Source organism: Chloroflexus sp. (assembly GCF_034431535.1).
Classification (GTDB): Bacteria; Chloroflexota; Chloroflexia; order Chloroflexales; family Chloroflexaceae; genus Chloroflexus.
Map to the genome: position 1 here is coordinate 62,722 of NZ_DAOUDC010000014.1, position 22,981 is coordinate 85,702.

A 22,981-nucleotide genomic window follows, 5' to 3' on the forward strand; every position below is an offset into this window, starting at 1 on the left:
CGCTCCCAAAACCTATGCTTCCTGTACTCAACATTGGCCCCTTTGCCTTGCACACACCCGGCCTGATCCTGCTGTTAGGCGGCTGGCTCATCCTGCAAGTCAGCGGACGCGCTGCCCACATTTACCAGCTTGACGGCGACCGGCTTGAGATCGTCGTCTTTATCGCCATGATGGCCGGTGTCATCGGCGCGCGCCTTGGCTATGCGCTGATGGCATGGCCGAGCTATGTGGCCGATCCGTGGGCTTTGTTCTCGCGTGATTTGCAAGCCTTTGCTCCGCTAGCCGGCGTGGCGACGGCCATCGTGATCGGCGGCTTGATGCTCTGGCGGCAACGCTGGCCGCTGTGGCCCACCCTCGATGCACTAGCGCCGGAAATCGCTCTCGCCGCCCTCACCCATGCCATCGCCCAACTGGCCAGCGGCGATGGCTATGGTCTGCCGGCAGAGGTGCCGTGGGCAATCAATCTGTGGGGTGAATGGCGCCACCCCACCCAACTCTACGCTGCGCTCACCGCACTGATCGCCTTAGTCGTCTGGCGGGTGCGTTACCGCCGGCCGCAACCACCCGGTATGCTCTTTCTCACCGTCAGCGCTCTTCTCGCCGCCGGTACGCTGATCGGCGAAGGATTTGCCACCACCGGCTGGCTCTTGCCGGGTCATGTGCGCGGGTCGCAAGTCGTCGCCTTGGCGATACTTGTCATCATTGTACGGTTCTGGTCAGAGATCTTTCCGCAACACAACTATCGTTAAAGCGGTATACTAGCAGTACAATTAACCGCTTTTGCAGCTAAGCTCCGAGAAAACACATGCGGGTGTTGATCGTCGAAGACGAATTAATCATTGCCCAAGACCTGAGCCAAACCTTGCGGCGCATCGGCCATTCGGTCGCCGATGTAGTAACGAGTGGTGAAGCGGCGTTGGCTACGGTAGCACGCCAGCCGCCTGATCTGGTCTTGATGGATATTCGCCTCAGCGGGGCGATGGACGGCATTGAAGCCGCGCGCCAGATTTACAGCCGTTGGGGTGTGCCGGTCGTCTTTTTGACCGCGCACGCCGACGATCAGACCTTGCGCGAAGCGCTCCTCGCTGAACCGTGGGCCTACTTGCTCAAACCGTTTGACGAACGCGAGCTTGAGGTCGCCATCGCTGTCGCCGCCTATAAGCACCGGCTCGAACGGCGCCTGCAGGCGAGCGAACGCCATCTCCGCACCACCTTGACCAGCATTGGCGATGGCGTGATTGTCACCGATCCGCAAAGCCGGATTACCTTTGTCAATCCGGTGGCTGCGCGCCTGTTGGGCATTTCCCCCGAAGAGGCGATCGGTTGGCCCTTGGTGCGCGTCTATACCCTGGTTGCCACCAATACCGGCTTGCCGGCTGATAGCACGCCGCCCCATCCCGATTCGGCAAATGGCTTGCCAGCCCCAGTCACGCTCCTGACCCGGAATGGCGATCGCTTGCTGGTTGAGCATACCGTGGCCCAAATTACCGGCGATGACGGCGCCAACGAGGGTGTCGTGATCGTTTTTCGTGATGTCAGCGAACGGCAACGGGCGATCACCCAGTTGCAAGAAGCGAAACGCCGGTTACAAACCAATCAATCGTTGTTAGAACAGTGTGAACAGGCGCTCGCTACTCTTGGCACGCTTGCCCATACTCTCAACGCCGCACGCTCGCACCAAGAGATCTATGCGGCCATCATTACTGCTGGCGCGACTTTGTTACCCGGCTACCGTGGTTCTTTGTTGATTTACAACCCTGACACCGATCTCGTCCATCCGGTTGGTCACTGGGGTGAACCGCTCGTTCACCGGCCAGTACCGCGCTGCTCGTGTTGGGGAGAACGGCGCTGGGCGTTGAGTCTGGCCGGCGACAGTCATGTATGCAATTTTATCCCGAACGGGTTGCTCGGCGAGCGAATGTCGTTACCCATCCGGCAACACAATGAGGTGATTGGTGTACTGAGCCTGTACCATCCCGATCCGGCACAGAGCAGCGGCTACCAGTTGGCGGCCATGATTGCCGAATTGGCCAGTTTGGGGTGCGGCGCGTTGGTTGGCAAGCATGCGGCCAAGGTGATGAACCGCACCGATCCGGCTGATACATGATGCCACTGGTAGCCGCCGTGCGTTACGGGGATGGTTCGGCATTGTTGTAGGAGAAGAGGAACGTTGGTGGAACAGCCTGCTGCCATCACGAACTTGCCTAAAGCGCCAACCGGGATCCGCGGTCTCGATGACATTACCGGCGGCGGTCTGCCGCGTGGCCGGCCTACCTTGATCTGCGGCGGCCCCGGCTGCGGCAAGACCCTGCTAGCGTTTGAGACGCTGGCCCGCGGCGCGGCGCTCTACGGCGAACCCGGCATCTTTATCTCGTTTGAAGAGAGTCCGGATGATTTGCGCATCAATGCGGCCAATCTGACCATTAATGTCGCCGATCTGGAACAACGTGGGTTGTTGCTGATCGAACAGATCTCGCTTGATCAGGGTGAAGTGGCGGAAGTGGGCGAGTACGATCTCGAAGGTCTCTTCATCCGGCTGGGTCTGCTGATTGACCGAATCGGAGCGCAACGGATCGTGCTCGATACCATCGAGACCCTCTTCAGCGCGTTTGGCAATCAAGCCATTCTACGCGGCGAATTGCAACGGCTCTTCCGCTGGTTACGCCAGCGTGGCCTGACCGCCATTATTACCGCCGAACGTTCCGGGCAAGAGCTGAGCCGCTTTGGGATCGAAGAGTTTGTGGCCGATTGCGTCATTTTGCTCGACTACCGGATTACCGAGCACGTATTGACCCGCTATGCCCGTATCGTCAAGTACCGCGGCTCATCGCACGGCGTCAACGAGTATCCCTTTACGATCGGGCCACATGGCATCACTATGCTGCCGATCACCTCGTTCGGGCTGCGGTATCCGGTTTACGCCGAACGCATCTCAAGCGGCTTTCCCGATCTTGACCAATTGCTCGATGGCGGCGGCTATTACCGCGGCTCCACCATTCTGGTGAGCGGCCCGACCGGTTCGGGTAAAACGAGCCTTGGCGCGTTGTTTGTCGCCGCTGCTTGTGAACGCGGCGAACCGGCAATCTTCTTTGCGTTCGAGGAATCAGCCGATCAAATTGCGCGCAATCTGCAATCGATCGGGATTGAACTCCAACAATGGCGCGATCGCGGCCTGTTGCAGATCATCAGTAGCCGGCCCTCGTTGGCCGGTCTAGAGACTCACTTGATCACGTTGCTCGAAACAGTGGAACAGTGCGGTGCGCGCGTGGTGGTGATCGACCCGATCTCCGGTTTTCATACCATCAGCCGCCCAGTTGATATTACGACCATGCTGTTCCGCCTCTTCGATGGTCTTAAGTCGTTGGGAGTCACCACTCTCGCTACCAGTCTGACCAATGCCGGCGCTGATCCTACCCAGAGCGAGGTCAATATTTCATCGCTGGTTGATACGTGGATCGTCTTGCGCAACCACGAGGCCAACGGCGAACGCAACCGGAGCTTGTTGGTGCTCAAATCCCGTGGCATGCGCCATTCCAATCAGATGCGCGAGCTGGTGATGAATGCGCACGGGTTGCGGTTGGTGGACATTTACGCTGCCGGTGCGACAGTTCTAGTGGGTGCAGCGCGCATCGCCGAACAAGAGCGGCTCCGGCACGAACATGAACTGCGCGAGCGGGAAACGCTCCAGCACCAACGCCGCTACGCCTTGCAACAACGCTTGTTGGCATTGCAGATCGAAGCGTTGCAAGCCGAGTTGGCTGCGCTCAATGACGAGATGAACGCGGAAGCAGCCCTGTCGGAAGCGCGCGCACAGGCCCAGATCCAGAGCCGGCTAGCAACCAGCCGGTACCGCGACTCTACCCAAGAGGGCAGCGATGGCAGATGAAGCGCCGGAGTATGAATATGATCTGTGGCTCTATATTGCCGGGCAGACCCCCAAAAGCCTGCTCGCGATCGCTAATTTGCGCCGGATTTGCGATCAATATTTGCAGAGCCGCTACCGGGTTCACGTGATCGATTTACATCACGAACCCGAACGGGCGATCAGCGACAATATTCTGGCCATTCCCACCTTGGTGCGCAAATTGCCGCCGCCCATTCGCAAAATCGTAGGCGATCTCTCGAACACGGAACGGGTGCTGGTTGGGCTCGATCTAACACCCCGGCAACATACAGGGAGCTGAGCCGATGGATATCACCAATCAGCCAGTTGTACCATTGCTGCGGTTGTACGTCGCCGGCGCGACCAGCCGTTCGACCCGCGCGATTACCACGGTGCGCCGGTTGTGCGAGCGGTATATGCCCGGTCGCTACCGGCTTGAGGTGATCGATGTCTACCAACAGCCCGATCGGGCACGCGAAGATCATATTATTGCGACACCGACCCTGCTGGTTGTCGAACCCGGCCCACCTACCGCGTTTATCGGTGAATTGCGTTCGTCGGATTGGCCACGGGTGGCTGCCGCGTTGAATATTCTGACCGATGATGATTAAGTACTGTCGCTTCACGAGCGTGGTACCGGCAACACACGGGGTTGCCCCCATACACCCTCGCGCGAGTATATAGGGAAGTGCCGTATGGGAAATGAGCCACAGATGAGCCCGACCGAGATTGCTCGCCTTCAAGCGCGGCTCGCTGAATTGGAAGAGTTGGTGAGGGCCTTACAGATGGGCGAAGCTGATGCGCTGGTGATTGATGGGCCGCGCGGCCCGTTGATCTACACTCTGCGCGGCGCCGAACATCCCTACCGGGTGTTGGTCGAAACCATGAATGAAGGCGCCTTGACCCTGTTGGCCGATGGCACCATTCTCTATTGCAATAGCAAGTTCGCTGAAATGGCCGGTCTGCCCCAAGATCAATTGACGGGCCGCTCGTTGCTCGATCTGGTCGCACCGGCTGACCGGCTGCTCTGTGCTGAATTGCTCTCTGCCGGCGCCGCCGGTTCGAGCAAAGGGCCAATTACCCTGCAAGCGGTTGATGGTTCGCAGCGACCGGCGCAGATCTCGTTGCGCGCCTTGCGCGACGAGACTGAAGCCCATATGTGCGCGGTGGTGACCGATTTGTCGGGGCCGCAAGCGGTTGCGGCCCAACTGCGCGCCGCGCTGGCGGAAAAAGAACTGCTGCTGCGCGAGGTCCATCATCGGGTCAAAAATAATTTGCAGATCGTGTCAAGCCTCTTGCGCTTGCAAGCCGAAAATATTAGTGACGAACGGGTCAGCGCCGCGGTTCAAGATAGCCAAAACCGCATTCGCGCCTTGGCGTTAGTGCATGAACAACTGTACCGCTCAGAGAGTCTGGCCCACATTGACATTGGCGAGTATTTGCAAAATATTGCCACCAGCGTCTGGCGTTCGCTCAGTATGCGGGGCAGCCCGATCCGGCTGGCCAGCGAAGTTAGCCACGGCATTAGCATCAATATCGATCAGGCAATTGCGCTGGGCTTGATTGTCACCGAGTTGGTCTCGAATAGCGTCAAGCACGCTTTTCCCCATGGCGCCAAAGATGGCACCATCAGTTTGCGGTTGCATGAAGAGGGTGATGCCTTGCGTGTTGAAGTCGCTGATAACGGCGTCGGTATGCCACCCACAGTCAATACTGGCGGCGGCAGCCTTGGCATGCAATTGGTGCAGGGCCTCTGCCGTCAGATCGGGGCCACCTTGCAATTTGGCGATGGACCGGGCACCACCGTGGTGATTCGGGTACCCATGGGGAAGGCGGATACCGATTAGAGGTGCGGCCTGCGCTTAACCGGCATCCGTGGCTGGCGACGCGCGCAACGCGCGTAATGCCTCTTCTTGCTGCTCGAACAGATGCGGCGCCACCCCCCTCGCCGCCAAGGCATCGCCGATCTTCATCCGCAAAAAGGCGCTCGTTGTATAACGGGTGACGCGGGTGTAATACCGCTCCATCAAGTGCGCGACCATCGCGCTATATTCCGGCAACAGTTCCGGCGTAATGCTAAAGTTGTCGTAGTTGACCACCGCCGCCATACGCTGGCCGGCCCAGCGCGCCAGTTGGTCAACATGATCGGCAATTGCGGTAATCTGTTCCGGTCGGGTGATGCGCAGACCTTCAAAGTTGATAAAGAGAATGCCGCTGTGCGGGTCGTAGCTGAAACGCCGTTCGAGCGGCAACCCAACCAGTTCTGCCCGCAGCCCCATTGGCCCATCCCGAAAGATGCGCGCATCCATCACGCACACATCGGCGGCAATCGCCGGGCGAAACGCCATCTGGACCAAAATATCGCGTTCAAGGTCGATGCCGGGAGCAATCTCGCACAGCTCAATGCCAGCAGGAGTGAGCCGGAAAACGGCGCGCTCGGTGACGTAGAGCACCGGCTGGCCCCGCTTGGCCGCGTAGCGCCCGCTAAAGGTAATGTGCTCAACCTGTTCGACGAACTTGCGCTCACGCCCCTCTTGTACGATCTGGAGCTTCCCATCATGGACGGCCACCTGCAAACCGCCGGCGGTAAAGGTGCCCACAAACACCACCCGGCGCGCATTTTGGCTGATGTTGATAAAGCCGCCGGCACCGGCCAGCCGCGGGCCGAATTTGCTGACGTTGAGGTTGCCGGCTGCATCGGCCTGCGCCAAGCCAAGGAAGGCCAGATCCAACCCGCCGCCGTCATACAGATCAAACTGCGCCGGTTGATCGACAATCGCATCGGTATTGATACCGGTGCCGAATTGAGCCCACTGCTCGGAATGCCTCCAATCACCCCCGGCTCAGTCGTGAGCGTTAACAGGTCAGAGATGCCTTCTTCGGCGGCTACCGCCGCAATTCCTTCCGGCATGCCAATCCCGAGGTTCACGACGGCATTGGCCTGTAGTTCAAATGCCGCCCGGCGCGCGATCAGCTTGCGCTCGGTGAGCGGCATCGGCGACAACAGCTCGGTAGGCACCCGAATCTCGCCGCTCAGCGCCGGATCGTAAGCCACGGCAAAGGTCTGCCAATGATGTTCAGGACGCGCGACGACGATACAATCGACCAGAATGCCGGGAATCTTGACGTGACGGGACGAAAGGGTGCCACGCTGGGCCAACCGCTCGACCTGCACGATCACGATCCCGCCGGAATTGTGCGTGGCCATCGCCAACACCTGCGCCTCAAGCGTCAGCGCCTCGCGCTCCATAGTGACATTGCCTTCGGTATCGGCAGTCGTGCCGCGCAGAATGGCGACATGGATCGGGAAGGTCTTGTAGGCTAGATATTCCTCGCCATCAAACGTGATCAGTTCAACCAGATCCGTTTGGGTGCGATCGTTGAGTTTGCCGCCGCTCATACGCGGATCGACGAATGTGCCGAGACCGACGCGCGTAATCGTGCGCGGCTTGCCGGCGGCGATGTCACGGTAGAGGTGGGTAATGACGCCCTGCGGCAAATGATAGGCTTCAATCTGCCCACTGACGGCAAGACGTTGCAAGGCCGGCACTAATCCCCAGTGGCCGCCAATCACCCGGCGCACCAAACCGGGCAGGCCGAGATGGTTCAAGCCCTTCGTTTTCCCATCACCCTGCCCCGCCGCATAGACGAGCGTCAGATCACGCGGTTCACCGGTGGCGCGAAACCGTTCCGCCAACGCGATCGCGATCTCTTCGGCAAAGCCGGTGCCGACAAACCCACCCGTCGCGACAGTATCACCGCTGCGGATCACCTGCACGGCATCGGCGGCGCTCACTACTTTATCGCGACGACCCTGCATTTCCTGATCAACCTGCACCATACCACCATCATTGCCAGCTACCCAAGCCGTGCTTCCAACGCTCGCATCGCCGCCGCCAAATATTCCTGCCGGATCGCCGTGGTCACATCGCCCCGAGTGCGCTCAAGCACCGCCCGCAGCGCATCAGTAGTGCGCCGTAGCCCGCCAGTGATCGCTTCGGGAAAATCGACCGTGATCAATGCGCTGTAGATATCGTCCATCACGCTCAGCAATTGTTCGCTGCGCGCGACCTCACCCCGGCGTAACCCATCAAGGATCGCCCGGCGCAGCTCGCTCGCCGCCTCGGCCAAACCATTGAGATAGGCCGCCGGCTCAACACCTATCATTTCACCAGTTGGCGGCTCGTCACCGGCCAAAAAGGCCAGCACCAGATGCGCCTCGGCGTACTCTTTCAAGGCGTCTTGGGTATAACCGGCATAGCGTACTTCAGGCACACTGGCGGTAGCGTCATTGAGTTCGGCTACGACACCCTCGGCCACCGCTAAGAGATGGCGGGCCGTGGCAAAATCGCCGCGATGGGCCGCGCGAATACTGTTGGCGCTTTGCCGCACTAAGACGCGAGTTGCCGCGATCGCACGCTCACGCGCGGTGTGGATACTCTCAAGCTGTACCACGCACCCGGCAACAATCTGCTCGATGCTCATACAGAACCCCTTGCTTGTTCAACGTAGTGGCTATTATAGCATCGATTGCAGATGCTCCTGATCCATTGTCTCGCTGTTACGTCAATTGATCCCGATCTCAACCCGATTGCGTCCAGTGGCTTTGGCCATCCTCGACCATTTCATACTGGACTTGCAAGCGTTGAGCATGGGCCCGATACCGGCTGATCACATAGATAAAGCCGAGGAGAATCGCGCCCATCCCGTAGATTTGCAGCGACCACCATCCCGGCACCAGATCAACGCCTTGCAGGTCGGCTAGCACCATCTGCCCACCGACAATGATCATCGATATCCCGTACAAGCTAGCGACCACCAGCACGCCAGTATGGCTAGGGAAGAGGTGAAAACCGAGGGTGCAGATCACCAACAGAAACCAGATATCGTCATTGACGGTTTCAATTCAGCGTTGGGCAAGCGGCTGGCCGAGCAACGGCGGCACAATGCCGTTGAAGAGCAGCGATTCGGCAGAAAAAGTAATAAAATCACCCGCTCGACCGTCGCCAATGAACCGCGGTAGGTTGTAACCAGCCATATAATGACCAGCAACATGGTAATCAGCACCAAATCGTTGCCAATAGAGATCAGGCGCACCCACCACGCCAACTGCTGATCAACCGTCAACGAGGCACTATCAGCCGCCACAATGAACATGCCGATGGTGCCGGCAATTTGATAGGTGCGACGACGTTGCTGCTCAAAGCGTTGGCGTTCTTGATCGAGCAGGGTTTGCATCGCTCAACCCGTTCTGTCGCCGCCTCACCAACCCATGACAGTTGCGTGCTCGTTACCCATTATGTCACGATCATTCGCTGTCAGTACGCGATCGCTGAGCACCATCCGTAACCGATCGACGTGTCGATCGCAAAACAGGAATAAACGTTCACTGCTGCTCACGCCCAATAACGGCAGCTCGGCAAACCGCCGTCATGATGGCAGACAAAACCATGCTTCCATTATCTTCACATTTCTGTAAACGGGAAGCAAGGACTGGCTTAGGGTAGATATATTGCGGTTTTTTCACGCAAACAAAGGAGACAATTCAGCACCAACGACCCGGTTGCGTCCGGTCGATTTGGCCTCATACAGGGCAGAGTCCGCTCGCGCCAGCAGACTGGTCTGATCGTCGCTGGGGTGATATTCGGCCACACCGAAACTCGCTGTGACGACGCGATCACTAAGCCTTATGTGCCCCATAATATGATGACGCAAACGATCAGCAAGCTGCTCAGCTTCCGCGAGATGCGTGCAGGGCAGCAGCAAGAAAAACTCTTCGCCGCCCCACCGCCCAACGACATCGGTCGCACGAATGGTCGTGCGCGCCAAACGAGCCATCTGGCGCAAGATCTGATCGCCGCCTTCGTGGCCATAAGTGTCGTTGATCTGCTTAAAGTGGTCAATATCCCACAAACAGATCGTAAATGGTTCGGCGTACCGTTGATGGCGCGCAATCGCCTCTTGCAACACCTGTTCGCAACGCCGGCGGTTGGCCAACCCGGTGAGCATATCGACAAATGCCCACTCTTCCATCAGCTCATACTCTATCTGCAGGCGCTGCGTCTGCGCCCGGTAGCGGCTGACAATATAGATAAAGCACAGAAAGATCGCGCCCATGCCATACACTTGCAAGGCGCGCAACCCCGGTTCTACCGGTTCGTGCGGCATATTGAACAGGATTTGGCCACCCAGAATGATCACCGAGAGACCGTACAAACCGGTGACAATCATCACGCTGGTCCGATGGCGGAAGAGGTGAAAGCCGAGCGTGCAGATCATAAGCAAGAACCAGATATCGTCGTTAACGGTCTGCTCCCAGCGCAACTCGAGGGTTTGGCCGAGCAGCGGCGGCACAATGCCGTTAAACAACAACGACTCGGCGGCAAAGGCGATAAACATCAGCCGTTCCACGGTCGTTAATTTGCCGCGCCGGGTGGTGACGAACCAGACCACGGAGAGAGAAACCGCAATCAGGAAGAGATCATTAGTAATATAGATGAGACGCACAAAGAGCGGCTGCGTATGATCAAGGCTCTGCTTGACAATATCAACCACCACCATCAAGACACCCAGCGAACCGGCGATCTGATAGGTACGACGGCGTTGCTGGTCGAAACGTCCACGTTCTTGTTCGACGACCGTTTGCATAGCTGCAAGAGGCTTCGTCACCGCAGCAATGATGAGGTATGGAACCTGCGCCAATGCTCCGCCAGCGAAGCGATGATAAGAGAACAATCCACCTTTACCATGTGCGAGCGTCAAGCCACGAGAACACTGCGAAAAGATTCTTTTTCATCATACTCGACTGAGGTTGCTTTTGGCGGGAAATCGTCCAGATCTTTTGCCAGAAAGCTGGATTTTCCTCTAGCAACAGTACTACTCACAGACCCCATCTCGTGACGCGACAGACCAAACGTTGCTGTGCGTACTGACTACTGTAGCGAGCATCTGTTACAAGATCGCAACAGGCTTGCTCGCCAGCAGCGGATGCGCGCGCAGTTTTTCATCAATGAGCAGCTAGTTTGCCATTGCCGCCCCTGCGCTTGATAGAGGTTCATCATAACCGCGTAAGCCAAAAATATAATAAAGACGTTATATGTATCATGTTTATACGTCGCTTTACAACAAATAACTATTATTTTTTAAGAATAAACCACATAAACAAACAAATAACATCTTTCAGATATAATAAAAACTATTATCTATTTTTATTCCGCAACACGAGACATGTCGTAAAGCCAACAACACATTACACTCCATTATCATAACATAAACTACATCGATTTTGAATAGCACTTTGGTTAGAAAACAATTTATCTTTCGTGCCAAGCCAGCACTCGCGCCGGTGCGCCATCGGCATACACGAGAGGCAGGGGGAGGAAAGCGAAGGTATAGCGGACGCCGCATGCCAATACGGCAAGATTACAGAGGTTTTCGGCGATAAGGATGTTATTCCCTAATAACCCAACATGGGCGGCATCGCTGCCGTCAACGGTCGAATCGACGCTGAAGGCATCGATTGCCACCAGTGTGACGCCCGCATCAACCAGCGCCTGCGCCAATCCGGCGCTCAGATATGGATGGCGGTCGTACTCATCGGCACCCCAATACACTTCCCAGCCGGTGCGGATGACCACCATCAGGCCCGCCGGCAACGCCACGCCGGCCAAGACCTCTGGCCCGATCGGCGCATTGGCCGCATACCCGCGGGCATCGATCACGATCCCCGGCCCGATCAGCCGCTCAGGCGGAATCGCATCAATTCCGGCACCACTGGCGAATCGATGGCGCGGCGCATCGAGATGAGTGCCGCTGTGACTGCCTAGGTGCAGTGCGCTGATCTGCCATGGCGGGCTAGAAAGCGGCGTGATTTGCACCGGCGGATCACCCGGATATACCGGCATGCCGGATGTGATCGGACGGGTGAGATCGTAGATCATGCGTGGTTTGGCTGGTTTCTGGCACAATGACGACGCTTTCCGGGTGAACACTTATCTGCACCTCATTCCCTACTGCGGTATCAAGATCAGTATACGCGGTGTAGGGATGGGCTATCTCAAGCATCGCCGCACCAACCGCGACTTGCAACTGAAACAGCCGCCGGCCCGGCCGCCGCTCGCCAATCCGACCCGGCAGCAGGTTGTGATCGGCAAACCGGTTCAGCGGACGATCAGGGTAGACGAGCCAGATCTCTTCGGGCCGGATAAAGGCTGTGACCGTTACCCCCAACGCTGGCGGTTGCGGCGGCAGCGCGGCAGCGATCTGCCATCCTTGCCAATCGAGCCAGACCCGATCAAGGTCAATTCCAATCACCCGCGCCGTGATCAGATTGGACATGCCCAACACCCGCGCCACCCGCACATTAGCCGGATACCGGCAGACCTCGGCCAACGGCCCAATCTGCTCGATCTGACCCTCGCGCACAATCGCGATCCGGCGCCCAACAGCAAAAGCGTCATCGAGATTATGGGTGACGTAGATCACGATCAGACCGCGCTCGGCCTGTAAGGCGCGCAGATCGGCGTGCAACCGGTCGCGCACCGGCTGGTCAAGCGCCGAGAATGACTCGTCAAACAAAATGACCGGTGAATCGGTCGCCAAAGCACGCGCAATCGCCACCCGCTGCTGTTGGCCGCCCGACAATTCGTGCGGTTTGCGCTGGGCCAGATGAGCCAGATGCATGCGATCGAGCAACTCGTGGGCGCGACGACGGGCTTGCGCGCTATTGCCTAACGGAAACGCGACATTCTCCAGCGCCGTCATGTGCGGGAAGAGAGCATAATGCTGGAAGACGTAGCCAACCCGGCGCCAGCGCGGCGGCAAGTTGACCGGCGTTTCACCATGGCGGCGGCGAAACCACACCGTGTCGCCAAGGCTGATCACCCCCTCATCCGGGGTCATCAAGCCGGCAATCGCCTGCAAGGTCTGCGTTTTGCCCGCCCCCGAAGGCCCAAACAGTACGAGGATCTCGGCTTCAACCTGAAACTGCATGCGCAGCGTCAGATGGTCGAACCGACGCCGGATATCAACGGACAAGCGTGGTTGCATCGGTCTCCTCCTGCATCGTGATCTGCGTAGCGGCTAGCGCCGGACGCGGGCGTTCTAATTGGCGCACCCACCATAAGCCAACAAAGGCCACAGCAGTCATGACCAATACCATCAAGTTAGCGTCAGTGTACCGTTGCGCTTGCACCGCATCATAGATCGCGACCGGCAAGGTTTGGGTACGGCCAGGAATATTACCCGTCACCATCAAGGTAGCGCCAAATTCACCCAGCGCCCGCGCGCCTCCCAACACGAGGCCGGCCACAATTCCGCGCCGCGCCAGCGGCAATGTGATCCGGGCAATGATTCGCAGTTCGCTGGCCCCCAACGTGCGCGCCGCCTGCTCGAGCCGCAGATCAACGTTCGCCAGCGCGGCTTTGCTGCTCTGGATCATCAGCGGCAACCCTACCACCGCCGCCGCCACCATTGCCGCCGGCCACGAAAACAAAATGCGGATCTGAAACCATTCCACCAGCGGGCTGCCCCGCCCCAGCGCCAGTAAGAGATAGTAGCCAATCACGCTCGGCGGCAGAATGAGCGGCAACATTAACAACGTCTCAACCACAATCTGGCCGGGGAACACGGTGCGTGCAAGCAGGAAAGCGATTGGCAGCCCAATCACACCAATAAAGAAGGTCGCAAAAGCAGTTACCTGCAATGACAGCCAAAATGCCGGCCAATTCATACCCCGCTACCTCGCAGGCTCAATAATCTCGCCGGGCAAGATGAAGCCGTACTTCTTCATAATCTCGTGCCCTTCCGGGCTATTGACAAACTCCATAAACCGGCGGGCAGCATCCCGCTGCTTTGAGCTTGCCACAATCGCCGCTATCTGGATCAGTGGATGATCAGGATGTAATTCAGCCGGGATTAGCACCCAATGGCCATTGCTCTGCACGCTCAACGAGAGAGCGACAATCGCTGCTTCGACATTACCGGTGTCGGCCAGCGTCAAGGTTTGGGCCACATTCTCGCCAAACACCAGACGGTCTTTGATCTGCTCCCAGATCCCGGCCCGTTCCAACGCCTCACGCGCTGACTGCCCATACGGAGCATGCTCTGGGTTGGCAATCGCAATCCGGCGGTAAGCCGGATCGAGCAGATCGGTGAGCTGCTGCGGTCGTAACGCCTGATCGGCCCGCGTCCAGGCCGTGATCCGGCCTTGGGCATAGATGGTCATCGACGACGCATCGACGGCCCCCTTCGCAGCCAAATCTTCGACAAAACTCTTGTTGGCGGCGTAAAACACATCAAACGGCGCGCCACGCTCGATCTGTTGGGCGAGCTGGCCGGTCGAGCCGAAATTGAACACCACCTGAATCCCGGTGCGTTCGGTAAACAGTGCCCCAATCTCCTGAAACGCCGGGGTGAGATCAGCCGCCGCTGCGACCGTAATCTCGGGAGCGGCAGTCGCTGGGGGGGTACTACACGCGGTCAGCATCCAGAGCGTGAGAAGGAGAAGACAGAGCGATCGAATCATGATGTACATCCTGTTAGCGTTCAACAACCTCTGCCAGAGTCTGCCGGCACCCCTCTAACCACGCCAATACAGCCTGCAACTGACCCGTTCGATATTGCAACACCACCCGTTCAAACGACGTTGCCGGCAATACTGCAGCCTTCGTATCATTCTCTCCTAACCATTCTCGGCATGTATCGATCTGCCGCGCGAGCAATTGCGCCGCCACGTTCTTGCCTTCACGCCGGGCAAAGTAGTATTTGGCTAAAAATTCTAACCGGATATCACGGCCATGCGCCACCGGCGTGCTTAACCATTCGGCAAAGATGGCTTCACCCTGCTCGGTCAACGAGAGGATTTTGCGCGGTGGCCGGCTCGCTTGCAGCTCAAGCTGATAGGACAGATAGCCTGCTGCCTCTAGCCGATCGAGTATCGCATACAGATGACTTTGCTTGATCCGCCAAATGCAACCTAACCCATCGCGCGCTTGCACCTGCTGAAACAACTCATACGGGTGTATGGGTTGCTGCCGCACGAACCCAAGCAGAGCTAGCTCAATGGTGAGAGGCTGTTTCTGCGAAGACATCACCCACCCGCTCGCCGCCAATCGATGCGGTTGCGCAATCAGTGCAGCGAGATGATTCAACGCTACAGCTATGCCCAACCACTCATCGGGCAGCATTTGCGAAACAACACCGTTGTTACATCATGCTTTGAATACTCATAGTATAAGTACTCTACCACACCCTTTCACCCCTCGTCAAATTGACCTGCACGGCTAAACGTTTTGTAGTCTTAACGCCGGTGATTGTCATCATTTTTGCAGCCGGCGTCGCTATACTGCCGGTAGTTGAGCAAGCACTCTACACCAACGGATGCTCGTATGTCACTTGAGACGCTCCCGTTCACGTCGCCAATCCAATCGCTGGTCAAAGACAACCGGCTCCGCCAGCGCTCTGCCCACCCGCTGATCATTGACCCGCCACTGGCGATCCTCGACGCAGCAGTGACGAACATAGAGCACTTCTTTGCGCGCAACCGGCAACCGCTACCAGACCTGAACCCGGCTAGTTGGGAATTGACAATTGACGGCCTCGTCCGGCATCCGCTGGTGATTGACTACGACGACCTGCTCCACAAACCGATCAGCAGCTTCTTTGCCGTGCTCATTGGGCGCGACGACGGCGACGACCGCTACGCAGCCATTGCCAACGCCGAGTGGATCGGTGTGCCGGTTGCCCTCTTGCTCGAAGCCGCCGGCGTCAAGCCTCAGGCCGCTTTTGCCGCCTGTTGGAGCTATGGCGAGCAACCGCTGGTACGCTATATCCCGCTCGCTAAGCTCTGGCAAGATGCGATGCTGGCGTATACGGTCAACGGCCAACCGCTGCCGGCGCTGCACGGCGGGCCGGTGCGGTTGGTAGTACCCGGCTGGGCCGGCGCGTACTGGATGAAATGGATCGAGCGGATCACGTTGATCTCAGCCGAAGCAGCGCCGTCTGCCGCGCACCGCGATGGTTCGTTAGGCATTGATTGCCGGCTGTTCAACCTCGGTGAGGTTCTTCAAGGCGACAAGCATCAACCGCTGCGCGGGGTGGCGTGGTCGGCCGGGCAGGGCATTGCCAGCGTAGCGTTAGCGCTTGACGACGGGCCATGGCAGGCAGCCAGCCTCGCTAGCGATCTCGGCCCGCGCGCATGGCGGCAGTTTAGGTATCACGACCCGGTGGCCATCAGCGCGAGCCGCCGGTTAGCGGTGCAGATCACCGACAACACCGGCCAGACTGCGGTGTACCATTGGCTCTTGTAGCGCCGCACTGCCGTGACGCCGCACTGCCATGCAGCGCTACAAGTGACTATGCGCGAAGCTTCTCGCGGAGATATGGCTCAAGTTCGGCGATCGGCACCCGCTCTTGGGCCATGGTATCGCGATCGCGCACCGTGACTGTGCCGGCCAAGGCCGGATCTTTGCCCTGACCGATCGTGTCGAAATCAACCGTGATGCAGAACGGCGTGCCAATCTCGTCTTGCCGGCGGTAGAGCTTGCCGATCGCGCCGGTGTCGTCGTAGACGGTGCGCATATCGCCGCCAAGCTGCAACCGGCGGCGCACCTCTTTGGCGGTGGCGACCAGTTGGTCGTGGTTGCGCTTGAGCGGGAAGACCGCGGCTTTGATCGGGGCCAGCCGCGGCTTGAGCCGCAAAACCGTGCGGTAGTGCTCGTCGATCAGCGGTTGGGCTTGCCCGCGCAGTTTCTTGCCCACCTCAATCTGATCCGCTCCCGGCATCGCCAGCAACTGCTCGACTTCGGGCAACCGCTCGGCCAACGCTTGGCCGAGTTCTTCACCACGCGCCAGAATCGCATCGCGCGCTTCAGCGCTGATCTTCTCGCTGCGCCCCACCGACTTGAGGAACGATTGCAGCGCCTCGCCAACCACGGCCAGCTTGTCAGCCGGCAACGTCTTGGTCAGCTCTTCGGCATACCCTTCGCACAGTACCGCCAGCATCGCGCGCCCCACCCCTGCCGACGGTTCGATCACATACGGCACCACGTGCCGGCCACTGGCCTGATCGAAGTAGGTCAAGCGGGCGATGCTATCCTCGTTGCGATTGACGCGCGCAGTCAGGTTGAGCTGGTCTTGATCTTTGCTGTGCGAGCCAAGGTCGTAGTCGGTGCGATTGGCGATCCCCTCAATCTCTTGCACGCCAATGTTAGGATAGTCGTACATCAGATCGAAGGTGCGTTTCGAGTAGTGGGCCAGTTCATCGGCGGGCACATCGTAGATCGTGATCCGGCTGCGCGGAATGCCGATCTGCTCCCACCATGCCAGCCGGGCCTCAAGCCAGCGCTGATGCCACTCTTCATCGGTGCCGGGCATCACGAAATACTCGATCTCCATCTGCTCAAACTCGCGCACCCGGAAGAGGAAGTTGCGCGGGTTGATCTCGTTGCGAAACGCCTTACCGACTTGGGCAATCCCAAACGGTAGCTTGCGGGCCGTCGTGGTCAGCACATTGGCAAAATTCACAAAAATGCCCTGTGCGGTCTCGGGGCGCAGATAGGCAAACGAACCGCTATCGGCCACCGGCCCGATCTGGGTGCGGAACATCATGTTAAACGGGCGCGGTTCGGTCAGATCGCGCGAACCGCAATTGGGGCAAACACCGTGGATATGGTCGGCACGCCAGCGCATCTTGCAGACGCGGCAATCAACCAGCGGATCGTTGAAAGTCTCTTCGTGACCGGAATACTTCCAGACCAGCCGGTTCATCAAGATCGCGGCATCCAACCCCTCCATATCATCGCGCTCGTAGACGTTGGTGCGCCACCAATCGGCGATGAGATTATTTTTCAATTCAACGCCGAGCGGGCCGTAATCATACACCCCCTGCAAGCCGCCATAAATCTCGCTGCTGGGGAAGATAAAGCCGCGGCGCTTGGCCAGCGCCACAATCTGGTCGAGTGATGTAGCCGGCACAGCGATTCCTCCTTCGCACACAAAAAAAACCGGGCGAACATGTCGCCCGGGGACGCATCACACCTGACGCGCGGTTCCACCCCGGTTAGCGGCGCGAGCCGCTCACCTCAACGCCAATTCCGGCTCCCCGGCGCCGTTCCGCCATTCTGAGCCGCCGGGCTCGCACCATCCCCGGCTCGCTGGGCGCTCATCGCGACGTACTCCTCCGGTTCATCGCCAACGCTCAACGAGTATAGCACAGGCCAGCAGGGTGCGCAACCACTTCACGCGATCCGCCTCGGCCTCGCCGCAATAACTCTACACGGCGGCGCAGCGTTACGAATGATGGGCATGGCCGTTATTGGCCGCATTCGCCGGCGGCGTTTCTCCGGCCAAATGGGTATAAATCTGCGTGGTCGCAATCGAGGCGTGGCCCAAGCGTTCCTGCAACTCGCGCAGATCAACCCCGCTACGCAACTGGTGGGCGGCAAAGGAATGGCGCAACATATGCGGCGTCAAATCGTGCATGCCCACCTGTTCGGCATAACTCTTGAGAATGAGCCAAAAGCCTTGGCGGGTCAACCGCTTGCCGCGATGATTGAGAAAGAGCGCTTCATCATCGCTGCTCGTCTGGCGGGCCAATTGCGGGCGCGCGATATCGAGATACTCTTCCAGCGCCGTCACCGCCGGATCGCTCAACGGAACCGTGCGTTCGCGGCCTTGCCGGCCCAAACAGCGCACGGTTTTGGCATCAAAGGCGACATCATCAACATTCAGCGCGACCAACTCACTGACGCGCATCCCCGTCGCATACAACACTTCGAGCATCGCCTTATCGCGCAACCCTTCGGGGGTGCCGTTTTGCAACGGCAACTCCAGCAACTCATCAACTTGAGGCTGGGAAATCGCCCGCGGCGGGAAGCGATCGACGCGCGGCGCATCGAGGTGCTCGACTGGATCGTGGCTAATGAGGTTTCGTTCCCGCAAAAAGGCGAAGAACGACTTCACTGCCGCTAACCGGCGCGCAACCGTCGAGTTGGCGTACTTTTTCTCTTTGAGGTTGAGCACAAAGGCCATCATCGCCTCGGCGTCAACATCGGCCCAGCGTTCGATCCCGCGATCCTGCAAGAAGCTGCACAACTGATCGAGATCGGTCCGATACGCTGCAGTTGTATTGGCCGACATATTGCGTTCATCGGCCATATAAGCGAGAAATTGCGCTACATACTGGTTCATGCGTCTGCCCGGTCGTTGATCGCCGCTGCGTAGCGGTTTGCATAGCGGTTATGGTACCGGAAAGATGGCGGCGTGTCAATTCAGAAACAGCAGCTCTCCTTAAAACCACAGTGCCGGCAGCGATAAAATCCGGCCCAGAGGCGCATCTGCGCCTGACAAACTGGACATTCGCGCTCATCATCATCAACGCTGCGCAGGCCGGCTATCACCAACGGGGCCGGCTCTTCCGGCGCAGGCGCAATTGGTTCTGGCTGCAACTGGCTCATCGGTATCTCCCTCCTTAGCCCGCTTATTGTACCATGCGTTGCCGGCTGGCAATAGCGCCGCGCAGGGATTCTGCTATACTGACCTTAGCCTGATACACAGAGAGCACACTTGCATGCGCACATTGATTGTCTTTAACCCAACCGCCGGCCACGCCGGGCAGTTGGAAGCCGAACTTGAGGCAGCCGCTCAGGTCTGGCGGGAACAGGGATGGACGGTTGATTTGCAGCCGACCAATGGCCCCGGCGATGGCCGTTGCCTTGCCCGGCAAGCCGCCGCTAACGGCTATGAGCTGGTGGTGGCCGCCGGCGGCGATGGTACGATCAATGAAGTTGTGAATGGTCTCGTCGGGAGCCAGACCATGCTGGCGACGTTACCGCTGGGCACGATGAATGTGTGGGCGCGCGAATTGGGTTTGCCCCTCCAACCGCGGGCCGCCGCGCAAACGATGTTAGCATGGTCGCCACGCACCATTGATTTGGGCCGCGCCGGCGACCGCTACTTTCTGTTGATGGCCGGGATCGGGTTTGACGCCGCGATTACGGCAAATGTTCGCCCCGACGAAAAGCGACGGTTTGGCGCCTTGGCTTATGTGGCGCGCGGCATCGAAGAAGTGATGCGGATTCGCGGCACCCGCGCCCGCATTTTGCTCGACGGTCGCCCGATCAAGGCGCGAGTGTTGATGATTGTAGTCGGTAATTCGCAACTGTATGGCGGGCTAGTCAAGATTACCCATCGTGCCAGCATTGATGACGGCTTGCTCGATGTGTGCGTGATTAAGGGTGATAATGGGATCAACGCCATCGGCCATCTTATCGCGATCTTGCGCCGTCGCTTCAGTCTCAATCCCGACATCGCTTACTACCGTGCCCATACGGTCGAGGTGATCACCCGCCCGCCCTTGCCGGTACAGGTTGATGGCGATCCCATCGGGACGACCCCGATGCGCTTTTCGGTAGTGCCATCGGCCTTGCGCGCCCTGTTACCGCCCGACCTGCCTGACGACCTGATCCAGCAGCCGCCGCCTAGCGCGCGCCGGTGGCCGCAACGCCTGCTGGCGTGGCTCCGCCGCCGCGTCGAAGAGTAACGATTTTTTGGTGCTATGAATCGCTGCCTGATCCTGCTTTTGCTCCTTATCACCGCCTGCGCTGCACCCGGCGCACCGGCAACGCCAACCGCACCGGCCACCCTGCGCGGCGACGAAATGCCCGGACGGCTCTTGTTTAGCCACAGCGGCGGTATCTGGTTGTGGGAAGGACGCACGGCCCACCAAGTGCTTGCGCCGCCGGCGACGCAAGCGGTGTTTGATTCGGCTGGCGAACGGATCGCCTACGTTGTACCACGAGCCGGCGCCAGTGATGTACTCGTCGCCGATAGCGCAAGTGCGACTATTGCCCAACTCACCCGCAACGATCCGGCGGCGCCTCCCGGCAGCATCGAGCGAGTCTATGCCGCAATGTGGGCGCTATACCCAACATGGTTGCCCGATGGCAGCGGGGTGCTCGCCGCGGCCCAAGCCGCGCCGCCAGCGGGTGATCCGCCAGCCGATGCGCCGCTGGCCATCTTTCGCTATGACCTCACTGGCCAGCGCCAACTCGTCTTCGCCGACCCGAATGCTCAACTAGGCCGCATCGCCGTGTTGCCAGCGGGTGAGCTGATCGTAGTGCGAACTCCACTGGGCAGTGACGGGCAACAACAACTATACCGGATTGCCGGCGGCCAAGCTGCTCCCTTACCGGGAGCGCCGGTTCCAGCCTACGATCCGGCTCTGAGCCCCGACGGGCGCTGGTTAGTGTTTGCAGTTGGCATCAACGGGGGAAGTGATCTCTATGCCATGCCGGTCACTGGTGGATCGGCGGTGCGCTTGACCGATCTCGGCACAGCGCGCGCGCCGGTCTTTTCACCCGACGGCGCAATGCTGGCTTTTCTCGCGATTCCGCCGGGCGGGCGCGGGTTTGATCTCTATCTGGCCGGCGTGACGGCCACCGATGAAGGCTTTCAAATTGAGCCGCCACGCCGCATTTCAACCAACTTCACTATTAACGCCGATGCGGGCCTGTCGTGGGCGCCGTAACCGGCTCTGCCGGTTGCGCCGCCGGGAAGGAGAGCATCGCGGGGCGTTCGCCGAGCAGATAAGCGATCACATCAGCCGCCGAATAGCCCTGCGTCAAGTCGAAGATCGTGCGCAGCCGCACCAGATCATCGCCGCTCGTCAGCAGCGGCGGCTCGGCGCCAATATCGGCGCGCGCCTGCCCCACCCCAATATTGGCCATCAGCGCATTGCACAAACAGCGCCGGCCTTCCGTCTCGGCCAGATCGCCGCCCTTCTTGACGAAAGTCGCCACCGGTTCGCTCGCGCAACGATAGCCAATCGTTCCCTTCGGCGTGCGATACATCGTGCGCAAATAACCAAGATCGCAGATCCGCTGGCGCGGTACCCCTTGCGTCGGGTCGTTATCCCAACGAACCACCTTGAACGGATACCCGGTCGGCGAGGCGCGCGGGTCGGTAAAGACATCCACTGCATCACGGGCCGCTGCTTCGAGCACCGAACGACGCAGCGGATCAGCCAAGCCTGAGTCGGTGCAGAAAGCAAAGAGCGTACCCACCTGAATGCCCATTGCGCCGGCAGCGCGGGCCGCCGCCAACCCTTCCGGCGAAGCCGTGCCGCCGGCCAGCCAAAACGGCAGACCAAGCGCAGCGATCTTGGTGGGTTCAACCAGATCGCGCGGCCCATAAATCGGCTCGCCACGCTCGTTGAGCTGTAACTCGCCCCGCGGCGGCGCATTGTGCCCGCCAGCAGTCGGCCCCTCGATCACCAAACCATCAACACCAGCAATCTTGCGCGCAAACATGGTCGCCAACGTCACACTGGCCACAATCGGCAAAAACAGTGGCCGGCGCAACGCCGGCGGCTCACCCGGCCAATGCTCCGCCGGCTCGAAAGTGATATATACCGTCGGCGCGCCATCGTCACCCTCAATCTCTGCCGTCAGGCGCGCCGGCTGGTTAGCCGCCAACGCATCGAGCGCCGCCGGGATTTCACGCGGAATGCCGGCCCCCATAATGATCACATCCACCCCAGCCAGCAGCGCCCCATAGAGCAGGGCCAAATTGGGCAACTGAATCTTGGTCAGCAAATTCATGCCAATCGGGCGATCGTGACCTTCTTTGGCCAGCCACACCTCAACAAAGGCCGCTAGCATCGCCACCTGTTGCCGCTCTTTACTCACCTTCAGGTTGTACATCGGCAGCAGCGCGTATGGATCACCGGGAGCCCGGCCTTCCGGCCGGAAATAGGTTTCCAGCACGCGCTCGGCTACGCCGGGAACGGGAAAATGCGCTATGGCCCGCCGCATTGCGCCATCAGGGTCGCCATCTTGCAGGCGCCGGATCAGGATCGTATCGATACCGGTGCCAGAAACAACGCCGAGCTGGCCGCAAGCTGCTACAGCCCGCGCCAGTCGCCAATCCGAAATGGCGGCACCCATGCCACCCTGAATAATCATTGGCAAATCGGTGGCGCGCATGGTTCAAGACTCCTTAGACATTACAAACGGCAGTCGATCAACATCGCTGCGAGAGACGAGCAGGGCAATATGAAGATTTCCGTGGAATACCATCGGGGTTGGCGAACAAGCAATG

The 22,981-nt window shown here is 59.2% G+C and carries 22 protein-coding genes and 1 pseudogene; 9 read left to right on the top strand and 14 right to left on the bottom strand.

From position 1 onward, the window contains the following. Positions 1–14: 14 nt before the first annotated feature. From U9R61_RS03985 to U9R61_RS04010, 6 genes are all read left to right on the top strand, one after another. Positions 15–749: a prolipoprotein diacylglyceryl transferase gene (locus U9R61_RS03985; protein ID WP_322487530.1), complete on the top strand. Its 735-nt coding sequence runs from the start codon at positions 15–17 to the stop codon at positions 747–749. Positions 750–805: 56 nt separating this feature from the next. Continuing rightward, positions 806–2,107, top strand: coding sequence for a response regulator (locus U9R61_RS03990; RefSeq protein ID WP_322487531.1), 1,302 nt, complete (start codon positions 806–808; stop codon positions 2,105–2,107). 66 nt (positions 2,108–2,173) lie between these two features. Beyond that, complete coding sequence (kaiC, locus tag U9R61_RS03995) at positions 2,174–3,886, top strand: circadian clock protein KaiC (protein WP_322487532.1); 1,713 nt, start codon at positions 2,174–2,176, stop codon at positions 3,884–3,886. After that, positions 3,876–4,184 carry a circadian clock KaiB family protein gene (locus U9R61_RS04000; RefSeq protein WP_066783385.1) on the top strand — a complete coding sequence of 103 codons (309 nt, stop codon included), beginning with the start codon at positions 3,876–3,878 and terminating at the stop codon, positions 4,182–4,184. The genes kaiC and U9R61_RS04000 overlap by 11 nt, the downstream gene beginning before the upstream one ends. Positions 4,185–4,188: 4 nt before the next feature. After that, entirely contained in the window at positions 4,189–4,494 is a 306-nt protein-coding gene (locus tag U9R61_RS04005; protein WP_066783387.1) for a circadian clock KaiB family protein, read from the top strand. 102 nt (positions 4,495–4,596) lie between these two features. Beyond that, on the top strand, positions 4,597–5,730 hold the full coding sequence (locus tag U9R61_RS04010) for a sensor histidine kinase (RefSeq protein ID WP_322487533.1): 1,134 nt from the start codon (positions 4,597–4,599) through the stop codon (positions 5,728–5,730). 15 nt (positions 5,731–5,745) lie between these two features. On the opposite strand, the pseudogene U9R61_RS04020 reads toward U9R61_RS04010, so the two are convergent. From U9R61_RS04020 to U9R61_RS04065, 10 genes and pseudogenes are all read right to left on the bottom strand, one after another. Then, positions 5,746–7,724, bottom strand: a pseudogene (locus tag U9R61_RS04020) (acyl CoA:acetate/3-ketoacid CoA transferase). A gap of 17 nt (positions 7,725–7,741) precedes the next feature. Next, positions 7,742–8,368 (bottom strand): haloacid dehalogenase, encoded by a 627-nt coding sequence (locus U9R61_RS04025; protein WP_322487536.1) that lies wholly within the window; start codon positions 8,366–8,368, stop codon positions 7,742–7,744. 97 nt (positions 8,369–8,465) lie between these two features. Then, entirely contained in the window at positions 8,466–8,753 is a 288-nt protein-coding gene (locus tag U9R61_RS04030; protein WP_322487537.1) for a hypothetical protein, read from the bottom strand. Beyond that, complete coding sequence (locus U9R61_RS04035) at positions 8,750–9,121, bottom strand: hypothetical protein (RefSeq protein ID WP_322487538.1); 372 nt, start codon at positions 9,119–9,121, stop codon at positions 8,750–8,752. Before U9R61_RS04035 ends, U9R61_RS04030 begins: the two co-directional genes overlap by 4 nt. Positions 9,122–9,406: 285 nt before the next feature. Then, the gene (locus U9R61_RS04040) at positions 9,407–10,531 is read right to left on the bottom strand and encodes a GGDEF domain-containing protein (protein ID WP_322487539.1); all 1,125 of its coding nucleotides are present in this window, start codon (positions 10,529–10,531) and stop codon (positions 9,407–9,409) included. Between the two features lie 665 nt (positions 10,532–11,196). Beyond that, a complete protein-coding gene (locus U9R61_RS04045; protein ID WP_322487540.1) occupies positions 11,197–11,823 on the bottom strand; it encodes a cyclase family protein in 627 nt (208 codons plus the stop codon). Next, complete coding sequence (locus U9R61_RS04050) at positions 11,768–12,931, bottom strand: ABC transporter ATP-binding protein (protein ID WP_322487541.1); 1,164 nt, start codon at positions 12,929–12,931, stop codon at positions 11,768–11,770. Before U9R61_RS04050 ends, U9R61_RS04045 begins: the two co-directional genes overlap by 56 nt. Further along, entirely contained in the window at positions 12,909–13,613 is a 705-nt protein-coding gene (modB, locus tag U9R61_RS04055) for a molybdate ABC transporter permease subunit (protein WP_322487542.1), read from the bottom strand. The genes U9R61_RS04050 and modB overlap by 23 nt, the downstream gene beginning before the upstream one ends. A gap of 6 nt (positions 13,614–13,619) precedes the next feature. Further along, on the bottom strand, positions 13,620–14,408 hold the full coding sequence (modA, locus tag U9R61_RS04060) for a molybdate ABC transporter substrate-binding protein (RefSeq protein ID WP_322487543.1): 789 nt from the start codon (positions 14,406–14,408) through the stop codon (positions 13,620–13,622). Between the two features lie 13 nt (positions 14,409–14,421). After that, positions 14,422–14,973: a PadR family transcriptional regulator gene (locus tag U9R61_RS04065; RefSeq protein ID WP_322487544.1), complete on the bottom strand. Its 552-nt coding sequence runs from the start codon at positions 14,971–14,973 to the stop codon at positions 14,422–14,424. Between the two features lie 297 nt (positions 14,974–15,270). Between U9R61_RS04065 and U9R61_RS04070 the strand changes: the two genes are divergently transcribed. Continuing rightward, complete coding sequence (locus tag U9R61_RS04070) at positions 15,271–16,191, top strand: molybdopterin-dependent oxidoreductase (RefSeq protein ID WP_322487545.1); 921 nt, start codon at positions 15,271–15,273, stop codon at positions 16,189–16,191. 46 nt (positions 16,192–16,237) lie between these two features. Here U9R61_RS04070 and U9R61_RS04075 read toward each other — a convergent pair whose 3' ends face one another. The 3 genes from U9R61_RS04075 to U9R61_RS04085 all read right to left on the bottom strand — a co-directional run bounded on the left by U9R61_RS04075 (position 16,238) and on the right by U9R61_RS04085 (position 19,338). Then, positions 16,238–17,857 carry a glycine--tRNA ligase gene (locus U9R61_RS04075; RefSeq protein WP_322487546.1) on the bottom strand — a complete coding sequence of 540 codons (1,620 nt, stop codon included), beginning with the start codon at positions 17,855–17,857 and terminating at the stop codon, positions 16,238–16,240. A 315-nt stretch (positions 17,858–18,172) separates the two neighbouring features. Continuing rightward, positions 18,173–19,072, bottom strand: a complete 900-nt coding sequence (locus U9R61_RS04080) for a tyrosine recombinase (protein ID WP_322487547.1) — start codon at positions 19,070–19,072, stop codon at positions 18,173–18,175. 80 nt (positions 19,073–19,152) lie between these two features. Further along, the gene (locus tag U9R61_RS04085) at positions 19,153–19,338 is read right to left on the bottom strand and encodes a hypothetical protein (protein ID WP_322487548.1); all 186 of its coding nucleotides are present in this window, start codon (positions 19,336–19,338) and stop codon (positions 19,153–19,155) included. Positions 19,339–19,451: 113 nt separating this feature from the next. On the opposite strand from U9R61_RS04085, the gene U9R61_RS04090 reads away from it, so the two are divergent. Both U9R61_RS04090 and U9R61_RS04095 read left to right on the top strand, forming a co-directional pair. Next, complete coding sequence (locus U9R61_RS04090) at positions 19,452–20,423, top strand: diacylglycerol kinase family protein (RefSeq protein WP_322487549.1); 972 nt, start codon at positions 19,452–19,454, stop codon at positions 20,421–20,423. Positions 20,424–20,438: 15 nt separating this feature from the next. Beyond that, positions 20,439–21,410, top strand: coding sequence for a hypothetical protein (locus U9R61_RS04095; RefSeq protein ID WP_322487550.1), 972 nt, complete (start codon positions 20,439–20,441; stop codon positions 21,408–21,410). Here the strand turns inward: U9R61_RS04095 and U9R61_RS04100 are convergent. Then, positions 21,376–22,866, bottom strand: a complete 1,491-nt coding sequence (locus U9R61_RS04100; protein WP_322487551.1) for a nitronate monooxygenase — start codon at positions 22,864–22,866, stop codon at positions 21,376–21,378. The two genes, U9R61_RS04095 and U9R61_RS04100, sit on opposite strands and share 35 nt — an antisense overlap. Positions 22,867–22,981: the final 115 nt, after the last annotated feature.